This is a genomic window from Hymenobacter algoricola (assembly GCF_039539525.1).
Classification (GTDB): Bacteria; Bacteroidota; Bacteroidia; order Cytophagales; family Hymenobacteraceae; genus Hymenobacter; species Hymenobacter algoricola.
The window spans coordinates 82839-102406 of sequence record NZ_BAABDH010000018.1 but is presented as its reverse complement, the minus strand read 5'-3'; the positions used below and the strand labels follow the sequence as shown (position 1 = coordinate 102406).

The 19568-nt window shown below is 61.6% G+C and carries 21 protein-coding genes; 8 read left to right on the top strand and 13 right to left on the bottom strand.

All coding sequences use genetic code 11. The features are described 5' to 3' along the window. Positions 1-52 precede the first annotated feature (52 nt). Complete coding sequence (locus ABD842_RS05790; RefSeq protein WP_345111330.1) at positions 53-2308, bottom strand: ATP-dependent helicase; 2256 nt, start codon at positions 2306-2308, stop codon at positions 53-55. A gap of 420 nt (positions 2309-2728) precedes the next feature. On the opposite strand from ABD842_RS05790, the gene ABD842_RS05785 reads away from it, so the two are divergent. After that, positions 2729-3307, top strand: coding sequence for a DUF3109 family protein (locus tag ABD842_RS05785; RefSeq protein WP_345111328.1), 579 nt, complete (start codon positions 2729-2731; stop codon positions 3305-3307). Positions 3308-3392: 85 nt separating this feature from the next. Here the strand turns inward: ABD842_RS05785 and ABD842_RS05780 are convergent, their stop codons facing one another. The 12 genes from ABD842_RS05780 to ABD842_RS05725 form a co-directional block, all read right to left on the bottom strand. Then, positions 3393-3758: a PIN domain-containing protein gene (locus ABD842_RS05780; protein ID WP_345111325.1), complete on the bottom strand. Its 366-nt coding sequence runs from the start codon at positions 3756-3758 to the stop codon at positions 3393-3395. Then, positions 3755-4000 (bottom strand): hypothetical protein, encoded by a 246-nt coding sequence (locus ABD842_RS05775; RefSeq protein ID WP_345111323.1) that lies wholly within the window; start codon positions 3998-4000, stop codon positions 3755-3757. Before ABD842_RS05775 ends, ABD842_RS05780 begins: the two co-directional genes overlap by 4 nt. A 101-nt stretch (positions 4001-4101) precedes the next feature. Beyond that, on the bottom strand, positions 4102-5445 hold the full coding sequence (gene accC, locus ABD842_RS05770; RefSeq protein WP_345111319.1) for an acetyl-CoA carboxylase biotin carboxylase subunit: 1344 nt from the start codon (positions 5443-5445) through the stop codon (positions 4102-4104). Positions 5446-5581: 136 nt separating this feature from the next. Beyond that, complete coding sequence (gene accB / locus ABD842_RS05765) at positions 5582-6058, bottom strand: acetyl-CoA carboxylase biotin carboxyl carrier protein (RefSeq protein WP_345111316.1); 477 nt, start codon at positions 6056-6058, stop codon at positions 5582-5584. A gap of 31 nt (positions 6059-6089) precedes the next feature. Next, positions 6090-6653, bottom strand: coding sequence for an elongation factor P (gene efp / locus ABD842_RS05760; protein ID WP_345111313.1), 564 nt, complete (start codon positions 6651-6653; stop codon positions 6090-6092). 211 nt (positions 6654-6864) lie between these two features. Then, positions 6865-7878, bottom strand: a complete 1014-nt coding sequence (locus ABD842_RS05755; RefSeq protein ID WP_345111311.1) for a beta-ketoacyl-ACP synthase III — start codon at positions 7876-7878, stop codon at positions 6865-6867. 53 nt (positions 7879-7931) lie between these two features. Then, positions 7932-8873, bottom strand: coding sequence for a phosphate acyltransferase PlsX (gene plsX, locus ABD842_RS05750; protein ID WP_345111309.1), 942 nt, complete (start codon positions 8871-8873; stop codon positions 7932-7934). A 62-nt stretch (positions 8874-8935) separates the two neighbouring features. Beyond that, on the bottom strand, positions 8936-9160 hold the full coding sequence (rpmF, locus tag ABD842_RS05745; RefSeq protein WP_345111307.1) for a 50S ribosomal protein L32: 225 nt from the start codon (positions 9158-9160) through the stop codon (positions 8936-8938). Between the two features lie 65 nt (positions 9161-9225). Beyond that, entirely contained in the window at positions 9226-9759 is a 534-nt protein-coding gene (locus ABD842_RS05740) for a YceD family protein (protein WP_345111304.1), read from the bottom strand. A 76-nt stretch (positions 9760-9835) separates the two neighbouring features. Further along, on the bottom strand, positions 9836-10204 hold the full coding sequence (locus tag ABD842_RS05735) for a helix-turn-helix domain-containing protein (RefSeq protein ID WP_345111301.1): 369 nt from the start codon (positions 10202-10204) through the stop codon (positions 9836-9838). 333 nt (positions 10205-10537) lie between these two features. Continuing rightward, on the bottom strand, positions 10538-11596 hold the full coding sequence (gene pdxA, locus ABD842_RS05730) for a 4-hydroxythreonine-4-phosphate dehydrogenase PdxA (protein WP_345111299.1): 1059 nt from the start codon (positions 11594-11596) through the stop codon (positions 10538-10540). Between the two features lie 101 nt (positions 11597-11697). Then, on the bottom strand, positions 11698-13152 hold the full coding sequence (locus tag ABD842_RS05725) for a leucyl aminopeptidase family protein (RefSeq protein WP_345111296.1): 1455 nt from the start codon (positions 13150-13152) through the stop codon (positions 11698-11700). A 220-nt stretch (positions 13153-13372) separates the two neighbouring features. Here ABD842_RS05725 and rsmA point away from each other — a divergent pair, with 220 nt between their 5' ends. From rsmA to ABD842_RS05690, 7 genes are all read left to right on the top strand, one after another. Beyond that, positions 13373-14203 (top strand): 16S rRNA (adenine(1518)-N(6)/adenine(1519)-N(6))-dimethyltransferase RsmA, encoded by an 831-nt coding sequence (gene rsmA, locus ABD842_RS05720; protein WP_345111292.1) that lies wholly within the window; start codon positions 13373-13375, stop codon positions 14201-14203. Between the two features lie 19 nt (positions 14204-14222). Then, on the top strand, positions 14223-14630 hold the full coding sequence (locus tag ABD842_RS05715; RefSeq protein ID WP_345111289.1) for a hypothetical protein: 408 nt from the start codon (positions 14223-14225) through the stop codon (positions 14628-14630). 7 nt (positions 14631-14637) lie between these two features. Continuing rightward, complete coding sequence (locus ABD842_RS05710) at positions 14638-15594, top strand: NAD(P)-dependent oxidoreductase (protein WP_345111286.1); 957 nt, start codon at positions 14638-14640, stop codon at positions 15592-15594. A 103-nt stretch (positions 15595-15697) separates the two neighbouring features. Further along, a complete protein-coding gene (gene greA / locus ABD842_RS05705; protein WP_345111283.1) occupies positions 15698-16171 on the top strand; it encodes a transcription elongation factor GreA in 474 nt (157 codons plus the stop codon). A gap of 147 nt (positions 16172-16318) precedes the next feature. Continuing rightward, entirely contained in the window at positions 16319-17191 is an 873-nt protein-coding gene (locus tag ABD842_RS05700; RefSeq protein ID WP_345111280.1) for a nuclease A inhibitor family protein, read from the top strand. A 22-nt stretch (positions 17192-17213) separates the two neighbouring features. Then, a complete protein-coding gene (locus tag ABD842_RS05695; RefSeq protein WP_345111277.1) occupies positions 17214-17798 on the top strand; it encodes a hypothetical protein in 585 nt (194 codons plus the stop codon). A 22-nt stretch (positions 17799-17820) separates the two neighbouring features. Next, on the top strand, positions 17821-19485 hold the full coding sequence (locus ABD842_RS05690; RefSeq protein ID WP_345111275.1) for a M28 family peptidase: 1665 nt from the start codon (positions 17821-17823) through the stop codon (positions 19483-19485). Positions 19486-19568 lie beyond the last annotated feature (83 nt).

Here is a 19568-nt window from a genome sequence, read left to right as displayed (position 1 = left end):
AGGCTGCCAGACGCGCCGGCAGCCTTAGGTAAGGTCAAGTTACTATGTTCGGCTAACTAACGACGCGCAATTTCGCAAAACTCAGCAATAACGTCTTCTCACCGACTTCCTCGAACTGAATGATGGCCTTCACCGAGCCATCCTGCTTTTCGAGCTTGGTCACGGCGCCGAACCCGAACTTGGGGTGCTCCACGCGCTGACCAGTCTGCAGGTTGCTGGTATCACTGGGCTTGAAGTCGGCCGGGGCCACGTACTTCGTCGCCACCGTCTTGCGGGGTGGGGTGGGCAGCAGGTTGCTGCGGCGCTCCACCACGTGGCCGAAGGGCGAGTCGCCGGAGCCGGAACCCGGGCCGGAGGAGAACTTGAAGTCGACGTACTGGGGGTCAATTTCGTCGAGGAAGCGGCTTTTCTCGCAGCTGCGCAGGTTGCCCCACTGGTAGCGGGAAGTGGCGTAGCTGAGCGTGAGCTTTTTCTCGGCCCGGGTAATGGCCACGTAGAACAGGCGGCGCTCCTCCTCCAGGTCGGCCCGCGAGGTTATCATCATCTGGCTCGGGAAGAGGTTTTCCTCCATGCCCACGATGTACACGTTGCGAAATTCCAGGCCCTTAGCCGAGTGAATCGTCATGAGCGTGACGGACTCGCCCTCGTCCTTGGCGTCTTTCAGGTCGGTGTCCGTCACCAGGGCAATGTCCTGCAGGAAGGCCGCCAACGACTTGTCTTCGCGCTCGGGGTCCTCGGTGAAGGCTTTCACGCCATTGAGCAGCTCCTGGATGTTCTCGTAGCGGGAGAGGCCCTCGATGCTCTTGTCGGTGAACAGCTCCTCGATCATGCCCGAGTTCTTGGCAATGAACTTGGCCGCCTCGAAGGCGTCCTCCTTACCGGCCAGCACCGCGTAGCTCTTGATCTGCTCGGCAAAGCCCTCAATCGGGTTGGCAATGCGGGTCGTCAGAAACGAGTTGGCGTTGCTGACCACTTCCCACAGCGTGTGGTTGGCTTCCTCGGCCGTGTTGATCAGCTTGCTGATGGTGGTGTCGCCGATGCCGCGCTTGGGGTAGTTGATGACGCGGCGCAGGGCCTGCTCGTCGTTGTGGTTCACCGTCAGGCGCAGGTAGGCCACCAGATCCTTGATTTCCTTGCGCTGGTAGAACGAGAGGCCGCCAATGATTTTGTACTTGATGTTGAGCTTGCGCAGGGCCTCTTCCATAGCCCGGCTCTGGGCGTTGGTGCGGTAGAGGATGGCGAAGTTCTCGTAGGACAGATGGTGGTTCATCTTGTCCTCGAAGATGCTGTTGGCCACCAGCTTGCCTTCCTCGTTGTCGGAGGCGGCCTTGAGCACTTCAATCAGGGTGCCTTCCTCGTTGTCGGAGAAGACGTCCTTGCGCAGCTGGGCCTTGTTGTTCTTGATGACCGAGTTGGCCGCCCGCACGATGTTCTTGGTGGAGCGGTAGTTCTGCTCCAGCTTGAACACCTGCAGCTCGGGGTAGTCCTTCTCGAAGTTGAGGATGTTGGTGATGTCGGCGCCGCGGAAGGCGTAGATGCTCTGCGCGTCGTCGCCGACCACGCAGATGTTGCGCTCCTTGGCCGCCAGCTTGCGCGTAATCAGGTACTGGGAGTAGTTCGTGTCCTGGTACTCGTCGACCATCACGAACTTGAAGATGTTCTGGTACTTGTTGAGCACATCCACGTGGTCCTTGAAGAGCACGTTGGTGTTGAACAGCAGGTCGTCGAAGTCCATGGCGCCGGCCTTGAAGCAGCGCTGCTGGTACTGCTGGTAGATAGCCCCGATCTTGGGCCGCAGGGCCGCCTCGTCGTCCTGCTTAATCACCGGGTCCTGCAGGTACTGCTGCACCGAAATCAGCTTGTTCTTGGCCGCCGAAATGCGCCCCAGCACCATGTTGGGCTTGTAGAGCTTGTCGTCGAGGTCCATTTCCTTCACGATCTGGCCCAGCAGCGTTTTGCTGTCCTGGGTGTCGTAGATGGTGAAGTGGCGGGGGTAGCCGATTTTGTCGGCCTCCGAGCGCAGGATGCGGGCGAAGATGCTGTGGAAGGTGCCCATCCACACGTTCTTGGCCTCGGGGCCCACCACCTTTTCGATCCGGGCCCGCATCTCCTTGGCGGCCTTGTTGGTGAAGGTCAGGGCCAGGATGTTGAACGGGTCGACGCCCTGCTCAAGCAGGTTGGCAATGCGGTAGGTGAGCACGCGCGTCTTGCCCGAGCCGGCGCCGGCAATAATCATGCACGGGCCTTCGATCTGCATCACGGCGCCGGCCTGGGAGGGGTTCAGAAGTTTCTGGTAATCTAATGCCATTCGTCAGGGTAATTCAGCGCCTCGGCTATAGAGGCAAAGGTAAGGCTTTCGGGGCGAGTGCGGAAACGGCGGCTGCCAAGGTGCTAAATTCTTTGGTGGGCTGGCATTTCCTTTAGCAACCACCAAAGCGCTCCGGATGGTTTCCGGGACATTCGACGGCGCAGGCCGCCAATCATTATTGGTTCAACAAAGCCTTGCCTGGCATCCTGCGCTGCCCATCCCGGCCGCACTGCCTGTACATGTATTTTCAAAAAACAAAAAATACATGTACACAGCTGTCCTGGTAGCTGTACATGTATTTTCAAAAAGTGGAAAATACATGTACAGGCTGCTGCTCTCAGCTCGCTGGCTTTAGCCAGTCCCGGCTGCACATGAGGTCAAAACAGCCGTATCTTTGCAGTTCGCTTCTTCGCAACTGCCATGATCATCATCCAGAATACCGTCATTTCCGACGACGTCCGCGACAACTTCTTCGTCTGCAACCTCGAAGCCTGCAAGGGCGCCTGCTGCGTGGAAGGCGACCTGGGCGCGCCCCTGGAGGACGCCGAGCTGCGGATTCTGGAGCAGGAGTACGCCAACATCAAGCCCTTCCTCACCGAGGCCGGCCAGCAGGCCATCGAGGCCCAGGGCCTCTACATTAAGGATTGGGAAGGCGACTACAGCACCACCACCATCAACGACCGGGAGTGCGCCTACGCCCTCTACGACGAGCGGGGCATTCTGAAGTGCGGCATCGAGCAGGCCTACCTGGCCGGGGCCACCTCGTTCAAAAAGCCCATCAGCTGCCACCTGTATCCCATCCGCATCAGCAAGTACGACGGCTTCGAGGCCCTGAACTACGACCGCTGGAACATCTGCAACCCCGCCTGCAGCTTCGGGGCTAACCTGGGCGTGCGCATCTACCAGTTCCTCAAGGAGCCGCTGATCCGCAAGTACGGGGAGCAGTGGTACGGCGAGCTGGTGACGGAAATCGAAACCAACAGCCCGCCGGTGAATTGAACAAGAAAGGCCAGCTGAGAAGTTGGTCTTTCTTATTTAATAGGGGTGAACAGTGCTTATAGCTGAGCAATGAGACAGCCCATTTTTACTTCGCCAACGGATTTACTACTTCCAGCCCTAGTACGCGCCGAAAGTGACCATCCTCTGAAACCAGGGTGCGGCCCTGCAGCCAGGCACTCGCGGCCACAATGGCATCGGCCGCTCGAAGTCGGTAGAGCTGTCCGAATCGTATGGACACTTCAACAACTTCGGCCGAAACAGGGATTATTTGCAGAAGCTCGAATGTGGCCTCAAAGTAAGCCTGCGCTTCGGGCAACAGGCCGTGGAATCCCAATACTTCCACCTGACTAATAGCAGAAACAGCCGTTTCCGGGTTCTCAACCCAGGTGTGCAACTGCAAGGCGGGCTTGGCCGAATGAATGAGGATGTTGCTGTCCAGCAAATAACTCATTGCTCAAAGGGAAGGTCGCGGCCGGCACGCTGCTCCCGCTGCCACGCCAGCGGGTCAGGAATATTGCTCACATCGGCTCCTTTGGCGATAATGAGCAGTAATTCCTCCCGCGTCCGCTTGGGCTTCAACGGCTTTTTTGACACCGTACCATCAGCCGCCACCTGCAACCCTACGGCATCCGCTACGCGCACTAGCTGGCGATAATCGGCATCGTCGGGAATGGTAAGTCGGTGCGGTTCCATATAGGCAAGATAAACAGTAATTCGCTTTTGTGCTTCGCCCAATAGCAAAAACGCCCCAACAAAGCTGTTGGGGCGTTTTTGTAAAAAGGAATCTGAGCGGCTTACAAAGTCGAAAAGTCGAAGGAGTCCAGGAAAGCCGTGGTGAACACGCCTTCCTTGAACTTCTCGTCGTCCATGAGCTTGAGGTGAAACGGAATCGTGGTCTTGACGCCTTCCACCACGAACTCGCTCAGGGCGCGCTTCATCTTCACGATGCACTCCTCCCGGGTCTGGGCCGTGGTGATGAGCTTGGCAATCATCGAGTCGTAGTTCGGCGGAATGGCGTAGCCGGCATACACGTGGGTATCGATGCGCACGCCGTGGCCGCCGGGAATGTGCAGCACCGTGATTTTACCGGGCGAAGGGCGGAAGCCGTTGCGCGGGTCTTCAGCGTTGATGCGGCACTCCATGGCGTGCATCTTGGGGAAGTAGTTGTTGCCCGAAATCGGGACGCCCGCCGCCACCTTGATCTGCTCCTTGATCAGGTCGTAGTTGATGATTTCCTCGGTCACGGGGTGCTCCACCTGAATGCGGGTGTTCATCTCCATGAAGTAGAAGTCCCGGTTCTTATCGACCAGAAACTCAATGGTGCCCACGCCCTCGTAGCTGATGGCGCTGGCGCCGGCGACGGCGGCGTTGCCCATCTTCTCGCGCAGCTCCGGCGTCATAAACGGCGACGGCGCTTCTTCCACCAGCTTCTGGTGCCGGCGCTGGATGGAGCAGTCACGCTCCGAAAGGTGGCACACGCGGCCGTACTGGTCGCCCACAATCTGGATTTCGATGTGGCGGGGCTCCTCCACGAATTTCTCCAGGTACATGCCGTCGTTGCCGAAGGCGGCCTTCGACTCGGTGCGGGCGTCGTCCCAGGCTTTCTGAAACTCGTCGTCCGAGTGAATCACGCGCATGCCGCGCCCGCCGCCGCCGGCCGTGGCCTTCAGAATCACGGGATACTTGATTTTGGCGGCAATCTTCTTGCCCTGCTCCACCGAATCCAGCAGGCCCACCGAGCCGGGAATGCAGGGTACGCCGGCCTTGATCATGGTGGCTTTGGCGGTGGCCTTATCACCCATCTGGTTTATCATCTCGGGCGAGGCGCCGATAAACTTGATGCCGTTTTCCTGGCAGATGCGCGAGAACTCCGCATTTTCACTCAGAAAGCCGTAGCCGGGGTGAATGGCGTCGGCGTTGGTGATTTCGCAGGCCGCAATCAGGTTGGGCATGCTCAGGTAGGAGAGCGTGGAAGAGGGCGGCCCGATGCACACGGCTTCATCGGCGAACTTCACGTGCAGGCTTTCCTTGTCGGCAGTGGAGTACACGGCCACCGTCTTGATGCCCATTTCCTTGCAGGTGCGGATGATGCGCAGCGCAATTTCGCCCCGGTTGGCAATCAGTATTTTCTTAAACATTGGGTCTTAGGGTCTTGGGAACTTGGGGTCTTGGATGGGAAAAAGGAAAGGGCCTTGCGGGCCTGGAATCGGGTTTGGTGCGTAGCAACCAAAAAAACCAACCCTCCAAGACCCCAAGACCCTAAGACCCCAAAAATTACATCGGCTCAATCAGGAACAGCGGCTGGTCGTACTCCACCGGGGTGGCGTTTTCAACCAGGGCTTTTACTACGCGGCCCGAGGCTTCGGCTTCAATCTCGTTGAAGAGCTTCATGGCTTCGATGATGCAAATCACCTGACCTTTTTCCACCAGATCCCCCACGTTCACGAAAAGCGGCGACTCCGGGCTGCTGGAGCGGTAGAAAGTGCCGATCATCGGGGCTTTCAGCGCCACGTGGTTGGTGGCGGCCGGCGCGGCCGGGGCCGCGCCGGGAGCCGCCGGGGCCGGGGCGGGAGCCGGAGCCGGAGCCCCGGCGGGCTGGGGAGCCGCGGGCGCGGCCGAGTAGCTGCTCACCACTTTCGTGTTGGGCTCGCGCTGCACCGAGATTTTAAACTCCTCGGTTTCGATGTTGACTTTGTTCAGGCCGGACTTGGCAATGAAGTCGATCAGGTCTTGTAGTTCTTTGGCTTTCATAGAGGCGCTGGAGGTGGACTTGTGCGGCTGCTTATTTGACTCTTTCGACATAGGAGTAGTCGCTTGTCTTGACGCGGATTTTGGTGTCGGTATCAATGAACAGGGGCACCTGAATCCGGGCGCCGGTTTCCACCGTGGCCGGTTTGAGCGTGTTGGTGGCCGTGTCGCCTTTCAGGCCGGGCTCGGTGTAGGTCACGATCAGCTCCACGGTGGTGGGCAGCTCGGCCGTGAGAGGCTGCTCGGTCTCGGCGTGAAAGAGGATAGTCGCTTCCTGACCTTCCTTCATCAGGTCGTGGAAGGGCACCATGGCCTCGGGCAACGATACCTGCTCGAAGGTGGCATTGTCCATGAAAGTGTAGCCGTAGTCGTCCTTGTACAGGAACTGGTGGGGGCGCTGCTCCACGCGGGCGGTGGTTACTTTCACCCCGGCATTGAACGTGTTGTCGAGCACCTTGCCGGTCTTGATGTTGCGGAGCTTGGTGCGGACGAAGGCCGGGCCTTTGCCCGGTTTTACGTGCTGAAACTCGGTAATGACGTACAGGTCATTGTTGTATTCGAGTACCAGCCCGTTGCGAAAGTCTGCGGTGGTGGCCATGGTGGTGGGAGGGGAGGAATTGATAAGTAGTAATTAATAATTAAGAAGTAGAAATTCGAACAGACCAGTGACAACTCCGGGATGGAGGGCGGATCAATTCTGAATTCCTGATTCCAAATTACTAATTCAAAAAAAAGGAGCCGTCCCGGAAGGTGGCGGGGCGGCTCGTCGGGAGTGCAAGTATAGGAGTTTTCCGCGTTTGGGCCGTGAGCTAAACGGTTTGCGGGTCCGGTTTCGGGTCGTAGGCCCACTTGAGGAAGATGGAACCCCAGGTAAAGCCGCCGCCAAAGGCCGCCAGAATCAGATTGTCGCCCTTGCGCAGGCGCGGCTCGTAGTCCGACAGGCACAGCGGAATCGTGGCGTTGGTGGTGTTGCCGTAGCGCTGAATGTTGAGCATCACCTTGTCGGGACCCACACCCATGCGGTTAGCCGTCGCATCGATGATGCGCTTGTTGGCCTGGTGGGGCACCAGGAAGGCCACGTCATCATTCGTTAAGTGGTTGCGCTCCATCACCTGGGCCGCCACGTTGGCCATGTTGGTTACGGCGAACTTAAAAACCGTGGCGCCTTCCTGGTACAGGAAATGCTCCCGGTTGGCTACCGTCTCCGCCGATGGTGGACGGCGGCTGCCCCCGGCTTTCTGGTAGAGGTACTGTTCGCCGGTCCCATCGGAGCGCAGCACCTGGTCGAGCAGGCCGAAGCCGTCGGTGCTGGGCTCCAGCAGCACCGCGCCGGCACCGTCGCCGAAGATGATGCAGTTGGCGCGGTCCGTATAGTCCACGATGGACGACATCTTGTCGGCGCCGACCACAATGACCTTACGGTACATGCCGCCCTGAATGTACTGAGCACCGGTGGCCAGCGCAAACAGGAAGCCCGAGCAGGCCGCCTGCATGTCGAAGCTGAAGGCATTGGAGGCCCCCACGCCGGCCGAAATGATGTTGGCCGTGGCCGGAAACACCATATCGGGCGTGGTAGTAGCGCAGATAATCAGGTCAATGTCGGCGGCACTGGTACCGGTTTTGTCCAGCAGCTGCTGCACGGCTTTGATGCCCAGCACCGAGGTGCCCTGGTTTTCGCCCTTCAGAATCCGCCGCTCCTTGATGCCCGTCCGGGTGGTGATCCACTCGTCGGTGGTGTCCACCATCTTTTCCAGCTCGGCATTGGTCAGCACGTAGTCGGGCACGTAAGCGCCCACTCCGGTAACGGCGGCAGTGATTTTCATTGGAACGCGCAAAAGCGAAAGTCAGCCCACGACGGGCGCCGGCTGACTTAGGACTAAGACTTGAAAGTAGATTTTATCTGATCCGCAATGCCGGATTCGGCCATTTGGTAGCCCTGCAGCAGCATGTTGCAGATGGCCTGCGGCGTGCTCACGCCGTGGCCGATGATGGCGTTGTCGTTGATGCCCAGAATGGGGCTGCCGCCAATGGCTTCGTAATTGAAATTGTCGAAAAACGGGTCGTGCATCTGCTTGGCGTCGAGAATCTCGTAGATCGACTCCGCCATTTTCAGCAGCACGTTGCCCGTGTACCCATCGCAGACCACCACGTCGGTTTTGTCATTGAACAGGTCGCGGCCCTCGATATTGCCGACGAAGTGAATGTGCGGGTTCACTTTCAGCAGCTGGTGCGCGGCCTGGGTGATGGCCGTGCCTTTGCCTTCTTCTTCGCCCAGGCTCATCAGGCCCACTTTGGGCCGGGCAATGCCGAGCACGTACTGGGCGTAGAGGGAGCCCAGCTCGCCGAACTGCTCCAGCATTTCGGGCTTGCACTCGGCGTTGGCACCCACGTCCAGCAGAATACCGTAGCCACCGGCCAGCTTCGGAGTGAAGTTGGCAATGGCCGGGCGCAGCACGCCCGGAACGGTCTTCACGCTGAACATGGCGCCCACGAGCATGGCGCCCGTGTTGCCGGCCGAGCAGAAGGCTTCCACTGCGCCCGTGTGCAGCAGGCGGTAGCCTACGGCAATACTCGAGTCCTGCTTCTGCTGGTAGGCTTTGGCCGGATGCTCGCCCATCTCAATAATCTGGGAGGCGTGCACAAGTTCCAGGCTGGCAGCCGCGGACCCATGCTGCTGGAGCATGGGTCGCACGGCTTCTTCCTGGCCAATGAGCACAATCTGAGCTTTGCCGGCCAGCTTTGCAGCCGCCAGCACCGCGCCGTCGACGGCAGCTTGGGGAGCGAAATCACCCCCCATTGCGTCCAGGGCTATCTTCATGTACGAGGTATCAAGAGGTACGGAGTCGGGAAGACGGACCGGGGCGACCGGCCAGGCGGCGCTTATTCTTCGTCGGAAGCAGGAGCGGCGGCCGCAGCTACGGGAGCGTAGTCCTTGATGGCTACTTTGCCGTGCAGGTACAGGTCGCCGTCTACGACGTAGGCCTTATGACGCAGGTGCAGCTCGCCGGTGTTGGCGCAGATGGTGATGGCCTTCGGAGTCAGCTGGTGGTGGGTGCGACGTTTGTCGCGGCGGGTTTTGGAGGTCCGGCGTTTAGGATGTGCCATGAGGAGGAAATAGAAACGGTGAGTGTTGAATTTTAAAAAGTCGGGGACAGCGGCCGGGCCGCTGCTTAGTTCAGGTTGCGCAGGGCGTCCCAGCGCGGGTCGCCGGCAGAGTCATCGTCGTCACCATCGCCGGGCTGGCGGGTGGTGAAGATGAGCTTGCTGTCGGACTCCGGATTTTCGTCGGGCTCGTTCTGGAAGCGCGGGTGCAGCTTTTTCATTGGCAGGGCCAGCCCGATGTAGTCGAACAGGTGCTGGGCAATGGGCAGGGTCTGGGTTTCGGGCGTGATTTGCAGCACGTTGTCGTCCAGCTCCAGCTCCCGGTCGCCGAAGCGCACCAGCAGCTGCTCTTTGATATCGACCGGCTGGTCAAACTCGTCCAGGCTCCGGTCGCACACGAGGCGCACGGTGCCGGTGATGTGGAAGTCCAGGGTGATAAGGCGGTCCGTCTTGGTCAGCTCCACGTCGGCGTGGAGGGTGCCGTCCTGCACGAGGTTCTGCTCGAACTGAGCAAAAAAGGCCCGGTCCAGCTCAAACGCAAAGTGGTGCGTTTTGAAAGCCAGTTTGGCAATTGCCAAGTCGTATTGGGAGTCCTTCTTCACGGAAATTTTATTGCAGGGGGCAAAAGTAGTACGTTTTCCCCGTTTTTGAAAAGTAGCGGCTTACGGGCGGCGCGGGCTAAGCGTTTTTGAGAATAAAATCGGAAGGAATACCGAGCCGCTCATACAGGCGCTTGGCCAGGTCGAGCGAAACGCGGCGCTTGCCGCTCAGGATCTGGGAGAGGCGGCCGGCCGGCACTTCCAGCAGTTGCGCCAGCTCCTTTTGCTTGAGCCGCATCTGCTGGCGCTTCAGCTCAATCATTTCGGCCAGGGAAGTCGGCAGATTGGGTATCGGCAGCAGGCCCAGCTTGCTTTCGTAGGCGTCCAGGGCCATGATAAGCTCCCGAAACTCCGTTTCCAGCGCGGCGTTGCCTTCCACCCCGGCCGCCACCAGTGCATCGAGGCGGCGCAGGGCAGTACGGTAATCAGCGGGCGTCTGGAGCGTCATGCAGAAGGGGTAAAGCAACCCAACCGCCGAGCTTCAGCGGTTGGGGACTGCAAACTTACGGCAGAATTTTAAACCCGCAAAGTATATTTCGTTTTCGGAAAGAATATTTCGTTTTGGTGCTGATTTGCGGTTTCGTTTAATTGGTGATTTTGGGCAGCAATAGCCTGACTGCCTGACGCCTGGGATGGGTGAAACGGGTGGCTCAGCGGTGGTGCCACTACCGGCCCGCCGCCGCTGCCAGCGCAGGCCAGCCAGCGGCGGCACCAAGAGGCCACCACCCGATGAAGTGCGGTGGCCTGAGGAAGCTCCGAAGGGCAGCGCGAGCGAAAAAAATTACTCGTGGCGGCCCCCACGGGGCGCGGGACCCGGAATCAGGGGCTTGAGGTCGGCGTACTTATTGCGCTGCTGCACCAGGTCGCAGGCCATGTATACGGCTTCACGGAACGAGGTTTCGTCGGCCTTAAACTGCCCGGCGAGGCTGTAGGCGGTGCCGTGGTCGGGCGAGGTGCGGATGACGGGCAGGCCGGCCGTGAAGTTGACGCCCCGCTCGAAAGCCAGGGTTTTAAACGGAATCAGGCCCTGGTCGTGGTAGAGAGCCAGCGTCGCGTCGAACTTGCGGAACTGGCCGGTGCCGAAGTAGCCGTCGGCGGGGAAAGTGCCATACACCAGGTGGCCTTCCTGCTGGAACTGTTTGATGACGGGGTTGATCAGGTCGGCCTCCTCCGTGCCCAGCAAGCCATTTTCGCCGGCGTGCGGGTTCAGTCCCAGCACCGCCACGCGGGGCTTGTCGATGCCGAAATCCAGCTTCAGGGACTTGATCAGAATGCGCAGCTTGGCGATGAGCAGCTCCTTGGTGAGGCGGGTGCTTACCTCGCGCAGCGCAATGTGGCCGGTGGCGGTGGCCACGCGCAGCTCCTCGCTGGCCAGCAGCATCAGGCTTTCGGGGGCGCCAAAAAAGCTGGTCAGGAACTCGGTGTGGCCGGGGTAGCGAAAATCGTCGGCCTGGGTATTTTCCTTGCTGATGGGGGCCGTCACCAGCGCGTCGAGCAGGCCGTCCTTCAGGTCGCGGGCGGCGGCCAAGAGCGACTGCCGGGCGGCGCGGCCGGAGGCTTCGCTGGGCTGGCCGGGGGTGAGCGTGAAGTCGTCTTCCCAGCAGGTCACGGCGTTGGGCTTGCCGGCGGCAATATCGGCGGCGGCCCGCACCTGGCGGAAGGTGAGGGGCTCGGCCTGCTTTTCCACGGGGAAGTCATCGAACAGCACCGTGGCCGTGCCATACACCACGGGCGTGCAATACTTGAGCAGGCGGCTGTCGAGGAGGGTTTTATAGATGATTTCCGGCCCAATGCCGGCCAGGTCGCCGACTGAAATACCGAGGCGGGGAAGGTTACTCATGGTGTGGTGGTGGGTGCTTGGGGCTGATACTATGCTCGCTCGTCGTGCTGGGCCTGTCGAAGCGGTAGAGATGCTTCGGCAAGCTCAGCATGACGGGCTGTTTATTTCTGGTTCACGAGGAAATCGTAGAGCAGTCGCACGCTGGTGCCGGTGCCGCCTTTGCCGCGGTAGGAGTCGGGGGCGGTGAGGTAGGCGGGGCCGGCAATGTCGAGGTGAATCCAGGGCGTGCCTTCAATGAAGCGCTCCAGGAACTTGCCGGCGGAAATGGCGCCGGCCTCGGCCTTGCCCAGGTTGTTGATGTCGGCAATGTCGGACTTGATGTGCTCGGCGTACTCATCCCAGAGGGGGAATTCTACAATCCGCTCGTGGGTGCGGTGGCCGGCCTGCTTGAGGGCCAGCATCTGCTCCTCATCGGCCGTGCCCATGGCCACCAGGCCTTCCTTGCCCACGGCCCGGGCGGCGGCGCCGGTGAGCGTGGCAATGTCGAATACCAGCTCCGGGTCGTACTTTTTGGCAAAGGCCAGCGCATCGGCCAGGATCAGGCGGCCTTCGGCGTCGGTGTTGAGCACTTCCACGGTCAGGCCGCTGTACATCGTCAGCACGTCGCCGGGCACGTAGGCCATGCCGCCGGGGCGGTTGTCGGTGGCGGGCACCAGGCCGATAACGTGGACCGGCACCTGGTTTTTGGCCAGCGCGTAGAGTACGCCCGTCACGGCCGCCCCGCCCGACATGTCGCACTTCATCATGTCCATCGAGCCCGGCGTGGGCTTCAGGCTTAGTCCGCCGGTATCGAACACCACGCCCTTGCCTACCAGCACGTAGGGCTTGGCGTTGCGGGCATTTTCGGGCTTCCACTCCATAATGGTAAACGTGGGCGGCTCGGGGCTGCCCAGGTTCACGGCCAGCAGGCCGCCCATGCGCAGGGCTTCCAGGCGGGGCAGGTCGAAGATTTCGGTCTGGTAGCCCGCCTCGTCGCCGGCCTCGGCCATGCGCTCGGCAAACTGGGTGGCGTTGAGCTTGTTGAGCGGGGCGTTGATCAGGTTCCGGGCCAGGCATACGCCCTGCAGCACGTTTTGCAGCGCCTGGATGGCCGCGGCTGAAGCCGCGCCGACGAGCAGAATCCGGGTCAGGTCGGCCGCTTTCTTCGCTTTCTCGTCCGTTTTGTAGCCCTCAAACTCGTAGGCCGTCAGGTACAACCCTTCAGCCAGAGCCAGGGCCAGCGTGCCGTCGGCCCCATTGGCGAGGTCCTGCACGTACAGCTCCGCCACTTTGTCGGCCTTGAGCTGGGCGTGGAGCTGGTGGCCGCTTTTGCGCACGGCTTCGGCAATCAGGTGGGCGGAGCCCTTCGCGCTGGCCACCACGAAGTAGTGGCGGTGCGAGTAATGATTGACCGTAATGAGCTTGGAGTCAGCGGCTAGCTGGGCGGCCACGTACTGGCGGGCGGCTTCGGGCAGGTCGGCCAGCGCGGCGGGCAGCTCCGTGGTGCCGGCGGGCAGCAGAAAGACGGAATCAGCGTGGGCGGGCAGCGTGGCGGCGTGGGCTAGTTGAATCGGCATATACGGACGTATCTTTGGGACCATTTAGGCCGCGCAAGGTAGGCGTTTTTTTAGAGGAGCTAGAAGCAAGGAGTTAGAAGACAGGAGGCCAGCTATGGTTGGACTTTGGGTTTTAACTGTCGTCTTTTATTTTCCGAATTTACCGCTGCTGGCCGCGTAGTACTTTCCCGCCTCCAGCGGTTGCCTCCTGGCTTCTAACTCCTGTCTTCCAGCTCCTCCCATGGACCACGTCAGCCCGAAAAAACACCTCGGCCAGCACTTTTTGGCGGAACCCGAAATTGCCCGCCGCATTGTCGAAGCCCTGCGCCTGCCCGACGGGGTGCAGGAAGTGCTGGAAATCGGGCCCGGCATGGGCGTGCTCACCGGCGACCTGCTCCAGCACTCCGAATACCAGACCACCGTCATCGAAATTGACCGCGAGTCGGTAACCTACCTGGAGCGCAACTTTCCCGCTTTGCACGGGCGCATCATCTCGGCCGACTTTCTCAAGCAGGACCTGAGTCAGCTGTTTCCGGGCCAGCCGCTGAGCATTATCGGCAACTTCCCCTACAACATCTCCACCCAGATTTTCTTCAAGGTGCTCGACCACCGCCAGCAGGTGCGCGAGGTGGTGGGCATGCTGCAGAAGGAGGTGGCCGAGCGGATGGCCGAAGGGCCGGGCTCCAAGGTCTACGGCATCCTGAGCGTGCTGCTGCAGGCCTACTACACCGTGGAGCTGTTGTTTCTGGTGCCACCCCACGTGTTTATTCCCCCGCCCAAGGTGCAGTCGGCAGTGCTGCGGCTGCGGCGCAACGACACCGAGAAGCTGGCCTGCGACGAGAAGCTGTTCTTTAAAGTGGTAAAGCAGGCCTTTGCCACCCGCCGCAAAACCCTGCGCAACGCCGTGAAGCCCTTCGGCATGAGCGCCGAGGTCACCACCGACCCCATCTTCACCAAGCGCGCCGAGCAGCTCAGCGTCGCCGACTTCGTCTGGCTGACCAACTACGTGGAGAAGCACCGCGCCGGCGGCACGGCGGACTTTGAGCCGGCAGTGGCCGAAACGGAAGAGTAGGGTCTAGCGAAGCTACCCAATGAAAATCAAGCTTGGTTTGTCCTTCTTCCTGATTGTGCTGGCCGGATTGCTATGGGTAATAAGCGTGTCTAAATCAACGGATTCGGGTAGCTGGATGCCCGTCAGCGGCACGGATAGCTACTATTCCAGAGCTGATTATGAAGGCTTTATCCTCCTAGGGTATAGCAGCGGTTGGTTTTCTTCACCGGAACTTTTACTTGGTGAAATTGATGGCTTCGCCAAAGCGGGGAATCTGCTGATTGTTCGCAAGTCAGAACCGATGCGTTACTTTCTTTATAATGCTGATGCGCCCGACTTGGCCTCGGCAAAAGCATCATTTGTCGGGCCCTTGCACAGAAGTAAGCTGAATCCAATGCTGGTTCAGCAAGCCGGTGATTCAACCATTCATTTCTCGCCTTTCCCCTGATTTAGCCGTGTCCCTCTGCCTCGTCATCGACGAAATGCACCCCTCGCTGCCCGCGCTGCTGGAGCCGCTGGGCGTGCGGCTGCACTACCGCCCCGAGCTGACGGCCGCCGAAGTGCCCGCCGCGCTGGCGGCCCAGCCCTACGACGGTCTGGTCGTGCGTTCCAAGCTGCGCGTCACGGCCGGGCTGCTGGCCCACGGCCCCCGGCTGCGCTACGTGGCCCGGGCCGGCGCCGGCGTCGACAATATTGACGAGGCGGCAATGCAAGCCGCCGGCGTGACGCTGCTCAACGCCCCGGAAGGCAACCGCGACGCGGTGGGCGAGTACGCGCTGGGGCTGCTGCTGGCTTTGTTTCGCAACGTCGCCCGGGCCGACCAGGAAGTGCGGGCCGGCCGCTGGCGGCGCGAAGCCAACCGGGGCGAGGAAATTGGGGGCAAAACCATCGGGCTGCTCGGCTACGGCCATATGGGGGCGGCGTTTGCCCGGCGCCTGAGCGGCTTCGGCTGCACCGTGCTGGCCCACGACAGCAACCCGGCCTGCCCCGGCGACCAGCACGCGCTGCTGGTGCCGCCGGCGGAGCTGCAGGCCCGGGCCGACGTGCTGAGCCTGCACATTCCCTACTCGGCGGCCAACCACAACTTCGTCGACGAGGCGTTTCTGGGCGGCTTCCGCCACCCGATCTGGCTGCTGAATACGGCCCGCGGCGAAGTGCTCGACCACGCCGCGCTGGTGGGCGGGCTGCACAGCGGGCAGGTGCGCGGCGCGGCGCTGGACGTGCTGGAAAATGAAAAGCTGGGCCAGCTCAGCGCCGAGCAGCAGGCACGGTACGATTGGCTGAAAACCGCCCCCAACGTGCTGCTTTCCCCGCACATCGGCGGCTGGACCCACCAGTCGTACGCCCGGATCAATGAGGTGCTGGCGCACAAAATCGGGGCTTTTCTGCGGGCGGCGGTCCGGCCCGGCTAGCGGAAGTTGTCCGGGATTCGTATATTTGTCTCAGAACCTGTTTGGAGAACGGTCGGCGTCGCTGACCGTTCTTCTTGTTTTTTAGCTAATGACCCCACCGACCATGTCTTCTGTAAATTATTACACTCCCGAAGGCCTGCAAAAGCTCAAGGACGAGCTGCAGGAGCTGAAAGTCCGCGGCCGGGCGAAAGCCGCCGAAGACCTGCGCGAAGCCCGCGACAAGGGCGACCTGAGCGAGAATGCCGAGTACGACGCGGCCAAAGACGCCCAGGGCCTGCTCGAGCTGAAAATATCGAAGCTGGAGGAAGTGCTGGGCAACGCCCGCGTCCTCGACGAAACCAATCTGGACCTCACCAAAGTGCTCATTATGAGCAAGGTGAAGCTCAAGAACCTGAAAAACAACATGATCCTGGACTACCTGCTGGTGGCCGAGGAGGAAGCCAACCTCGCCGCGGGCAAGATTTCCGTCAAGTCGCCGATTGGCAAGGGCCTGCTGGGCAAGAAAGCCGGCGACACCGCCGAAATCACCGTGCCGGCCGGTAAGCTGCAGTTCGAAATCCTGGAAATCAGCCGCTAGCGGCAACCGGACAAGCACGCGCCGCGGGACATTTTCCGGCGTGGCAAAAAGGGCGAAACCAGCGGTTTCGCCCTTTTTGCGTTTTGCCCCGTACTTTGGCGCAGTCAGCCTATCCAACTCACTTTCATTTTCTCCCCAAGCCCCGCCATGCCCTCCATCTTTTCCCGTATCGTTTCGGGCGAGCTGCCCGCCTACAAAGTCGCCGAGGACGATGCCCACCTGGCGTTTCTGGACATCACGCCGCTGGTGGAAGGCCACACGCTGGTGATTCCGAAGCGGGAGGTGGACTACATCTTTGATTTGCCCGCGGCCGAGCTGGCGGCGCTGCACCTTTTTGCCCAGCGCGTGGCCCAGGGCGTGCGCGCGGCCGTGCCCTGCAAGCGCGTCGGCGTGGCCGTTATTGGCCTCGAAGTGCCCCACGCCCACATCCACTTGATTCCGATGAACAAGGTGGCCGACCTCAACTTTGCCAACCCCAAAATCAAGGTGGCCGAAGCCCGCATGCAGGAGCTGGCCGCCGCCATCAGCGCCGCCGTACCCGGCGCGGCCGGCAAAACGGGCCAGGCCGGGAAGCCGCTGGAATCCAAAGCCGAGCGCGAAACCACCGAAGCCAACAAAGCGCCCGCCCCCGACGCCGCCATGGAGCAAATCACCAACCTGACCAAGGATCTGCTGTTCGTCAGCGAGTCGGAAGCGCCGCTGACGCCGGTTGCGTACGCCGCCCCGGCCGGGGCACTGACCGAGGCCGCCCTGCTCAAGCTGACCGGTGAGGCCGCCGGCACCCCCGTCGAATCTGTGGAGCTGACCCACTTTCTGCGCAACCACACCGCCGACGACGGCGTGCTTGGCGACCCGGAGCTGGCCAACCGCTACAAGGCCCTGCAGATGTATCTGAAGCAGGAGCTGACCGACACCAAGGTGTACCGCGTCGGCAGCAGCCCGCAGGTGACGGCCTACGCCCTGGGCAAAACCACCGGCGGCCAGCTGGTCGGCTTCAAAACCGTGCTGACCGAAACCTGAGCCGCCGCCGTTTCTCCTGCTGATGAGCGAAGTTCCTCTTCTTGCCCTGCTGACGCTGCTGGTCGTGGGCGGCGGCATTCTGACCCTGCAGCATATTCCCCTGCCCGAAAACTTCAAGGACAAGGAGTACGCGCACCATCTGACCCGGGACGAAAAGGCCGCCCTGGCCCAGGGCGACACGGTCCTAAAAGTTCACAAGGCGTATCAGACGATCTGGAAAACCTACTCCGACCAGGGGCCGCTGCGGGTGGTGCCGGCCGGAAAGGGTCAGTACCGGTTTGAGCCCTACGGGCGCTGGCAGCGGCTAAGTAAGCAGGGGCGGGTGGAGGCGGACTGGGGCTTTACCAAGAACTCCCCGGAATCCTACTGGCGGCAGTACCGGCCCGACGGCTCCCTGGACTTTATGCTGTATTCGGTGCCGGCGGTTAGCGAGGCAGACACCGTCGTTGACACCCGGATGGTGTACTTCACCCTGGGCAGTTCTAAGGACACGGCCGTGGTGGCCCACAGCTTCAGCAAAGGCAACAAGGAGGTTAAAAAGCCCTTTTTCTCGTACGACTCCCGGGGCAAGCGGCCGGTGCCGGCCGGCTGGCAGTTTTCCCGGTGACGTGTTTCCCGTTTTCCCCAGCATGACTTTTTCCTTTTTTTCGGTAGCCCCGCGCTGGGTTTTGCTCCTGATTGCCGGTAGCCTGGCCGCCCGGCAGCCGGTAAGGGCGCAGCGCCCCGCGCCCCTGACCAGGCCCCTGACCAAAGCCCTCAGCCGCGTTAGTGCGGCCGACTTTAAAGCCCACGTAGCCTATCTGGCCGATGATAAGCTGCAGGGCCGGCAGCCGGGTACGCCCGGCTACCAGCTGGCCGTGGACTACGTGACCCGGCAGCTGCAAAAGCGGGGGGTGCAGCCCGCCGGCGAAAACGGGACTTTTGTGCAGAAGGTGCGGCTGCGGCGGGCCTTTGCCGAACCGGCGGGGGCGGTGTTGAGCAGCCCGGGGCACTCGTACCAATACGGGCCGGACTTTACCCTTTACCCCAACCCCCAGCAGCCCGCCGCCACGGTTACGGCCCCGGTGGTTTTTGCCGGCTTCGGTATCAGCGCCCCCGAGCTGGGCTACGACGACTACGCCGGCCTGGATGCCCGGGGCAAAATCGTAGTAGTGACGCGCCGGGAGCCGCGGCAGCTGGCCGGCAACGAAAAGCTCTACGCCACCGACCTGCTCACCATTCTGCAGGCCGCCGCCCAGCACGGCGCGGTGGGCGTGCTGCTGGCCGCGCCCAAGCCCAAAGCGTCTTTGCCCAACCCGGCGAAAGGGCTGGTAAGTGTGCTGGACTCCGCCGGCCGCGTGGTCGTGTCGCGCTCCTACGCCTCCGCCCAGCTGCAGGTGGTGGGCTCGGTGAGTGCCGAAGTGCTGCAGCGCCTGTTCGTGGGCGCGGCCCAGGATACCACCCGCACGTTTGCCGCCCTGCGGGCCGGCCAAGCCGCTTCCCAGCCGCTGCCGGGTACGCTCACGGCCACGACGCGCAGCCGTTATAAGGATGTGGACAGCTACAATGTGGTGGGTAAAATACCCGGTTCCGATGCGCGGCTGCGCGACGAGCACGTGGTGCACAGCGCCCACCTCGACCACCTCGGCTTCGGGGCGGCCGTGCAGGGCGACTCGCTCTACAACGGCGCCCACGACAACGCCACCGGCGTGGCCAGCGTGCTGGAAATTGCCCGGGCCTACGCCAGCCTCCGGCAGAAGCCGAAACGCTCGGTGCTGCTGGTGCTCGTGACGGGGGAGGAGCTGGGGCTGCTGGGCTCGGCCTACTTCGCCAAATTTCCCACGGTGCCCAAGGCCAGCATCGTGGCCGATATAAACACGGACATGCCCACCATCATTGCGCCTTTGCTGTCGGTGGTGCCGCTGGGGGCCGAAAACTCCTCGCTGGAAACCGAGGTAGCCACCGCTGCCGCCCGGCTGGGGCTGACGGTGGAAGCCGACCCCGAGCCGGCCCAGAACCGCTTTATCCGCTCCGACCAGTACAGCTTCGTGGTCCAGGGCATTCCGGCTGTGCACGTCAAGTACGGCAACCGCACGGCCGACGGCCGGAACAACCTCAGCGAGCAGGTGCAGAAGTGGCGCGCCGCTACCTACCACAAGCCCCAGGACGACATCCACGGCACCTTCGACTTCGAGGCCGGCCGCACGTACGCCCAGCTCAACTTCCTGCTCGGCTACCAGGTGGCCCAGAACCCGCAGCGCCCGACGTGGAAGCCGGGGAATTTCTTCGGGCGCCGGTTTGGGGGCGGGCAATAGCCGGCTCCTGCTGTTCGCTTTTTAGGTAAGTTGAATGCGGCTGGCACTAGGCGTTTTCTCGCCTGCCAGTCCACAACAGGCAA

Coding starts and splice junctions, on each gene's coding strand:
- ABD842_RS05790 (WP_345111330.1), bottom strand. CDS start 2,308: ATGGCATTAGATTACCAGAAACTTCTGAACCCCTCCCAGGCCGGCGCC.
- ABD842_RS05785 (WP_345111328.1), top strand. CDS start 2,729: ATGATCATCATCCAGAATACCGTCATTTCCGACGACGTCCGCGACAAC.
- ABD842_RS05780 (WP_345111325.1), bottom strand. CDS start 3,758: ATGAGTTATTTGCTGGACAGCAACATCCTCATTCATTCGGCCAAGCCC.
- ABD842_RS05775 (WP_345111323.1), bottom strand. CDS start 4,000: ATGGAACCGCACCGACTTACCATTCCCGACGATGCCGATTATCGCCAG.
- accC (WP_345111319.1), bottom strand. CDS start 5,445: ATGTTTAAGAAAATACTGATTGCCAACCGGGGCGAAATTGCGCTGCGC.
- accB (WP_345111316.1), bottom strand. CDS start 6,058: ATGAAAGCCAAAGAACTACAAGACCTGATCGACTTCATTGCCAAGTCC.
- efp (WP_345111313.1), bottom strand. CDS start 6,653: ATGGCCACCACCGCAGACTTTCGCAACGGGCTGGTACTCGAATACAAC.
- ABD842_RS05755 (WP_345111311.1), bottom strand. CDS start 7,878: ATGAAAATCACTGCCGCCGTTACCGGAGTGGGCGCTTACGTGCCCGAC.
- plsX (WP_345111309.1), bottom strand. CDS start 8,873: ATGAAGATAGCCCTGGACGCAATGGGGGGTGATTTCGCTCCCCAAGCT.
- rpmF (WP_345111307.1), bottom strand. CDS start 9,160: ATGGCACATCCTAAACGCCGGACCTCCAAAACCCGCCGCGACAAACGT.
- ABD842_RS05735 (WP_345111301.1), bottom strand. CDS start 10,204: ATGACGCTCCAGACGCCCGCTGATTACCGTACTGCCCTGCGCCGCCTC.
- pdxA (WP_345111299.1), bottom strand. CDS start 11,596: ATGAGTAACCTTCCCCGCCTCGGTATTTCAGTCGGCGACCTGGCCGGC.
- ABD842_RS05725 (WP_345111296.1), bottom strand. CDS start 13,152: ATGCCGATTCAACTAGCCCACGCCGCCACGCTGCCCGCCCACGCTGAT.
- rsmA (WP_345111292.1), top strand. CDS start 13,373: ATGGACCACGTCAGCCCGAAAAAACACCTCGGCCAGCACTTTTTGGCG.
- ABD842_RS05715 (WP_345111289.1), top strand. CDS start 14,223: ATGAAAATCAAGCTTGGTTTGTCCTTCTTCCTGATTGTGCTGGCCGGA.
- greA (WP_345111283.1), top strand. CDS start 15,698: ATGTCTTCTGTAAATTATTACACTCCCGAAGGCCTGCAAAAGCTCAAG.
- ABD842_RS05700 (WP_345111280.1), top strand. CDS start 16,319: ATGCCCTCCATCTTTTCCCGTATCGTTTCGGGCGAGCTGCCCGCCTAC.
- ABD842_RS05695 (WP_345111277.1), top strand. CDS start 17,214: ATGAGCGAAGTTCCTCTTCTTGCCCTGCTGACGCTGCTGGTCGTGGGC.
- ABD842_RS05690 (WP_345111275.1), top strand. CDS start 17,821: ATGACTTTTTCCTTTTTTTCGGTAGCCCCGCGCTGGGTTTTGCTCCTG.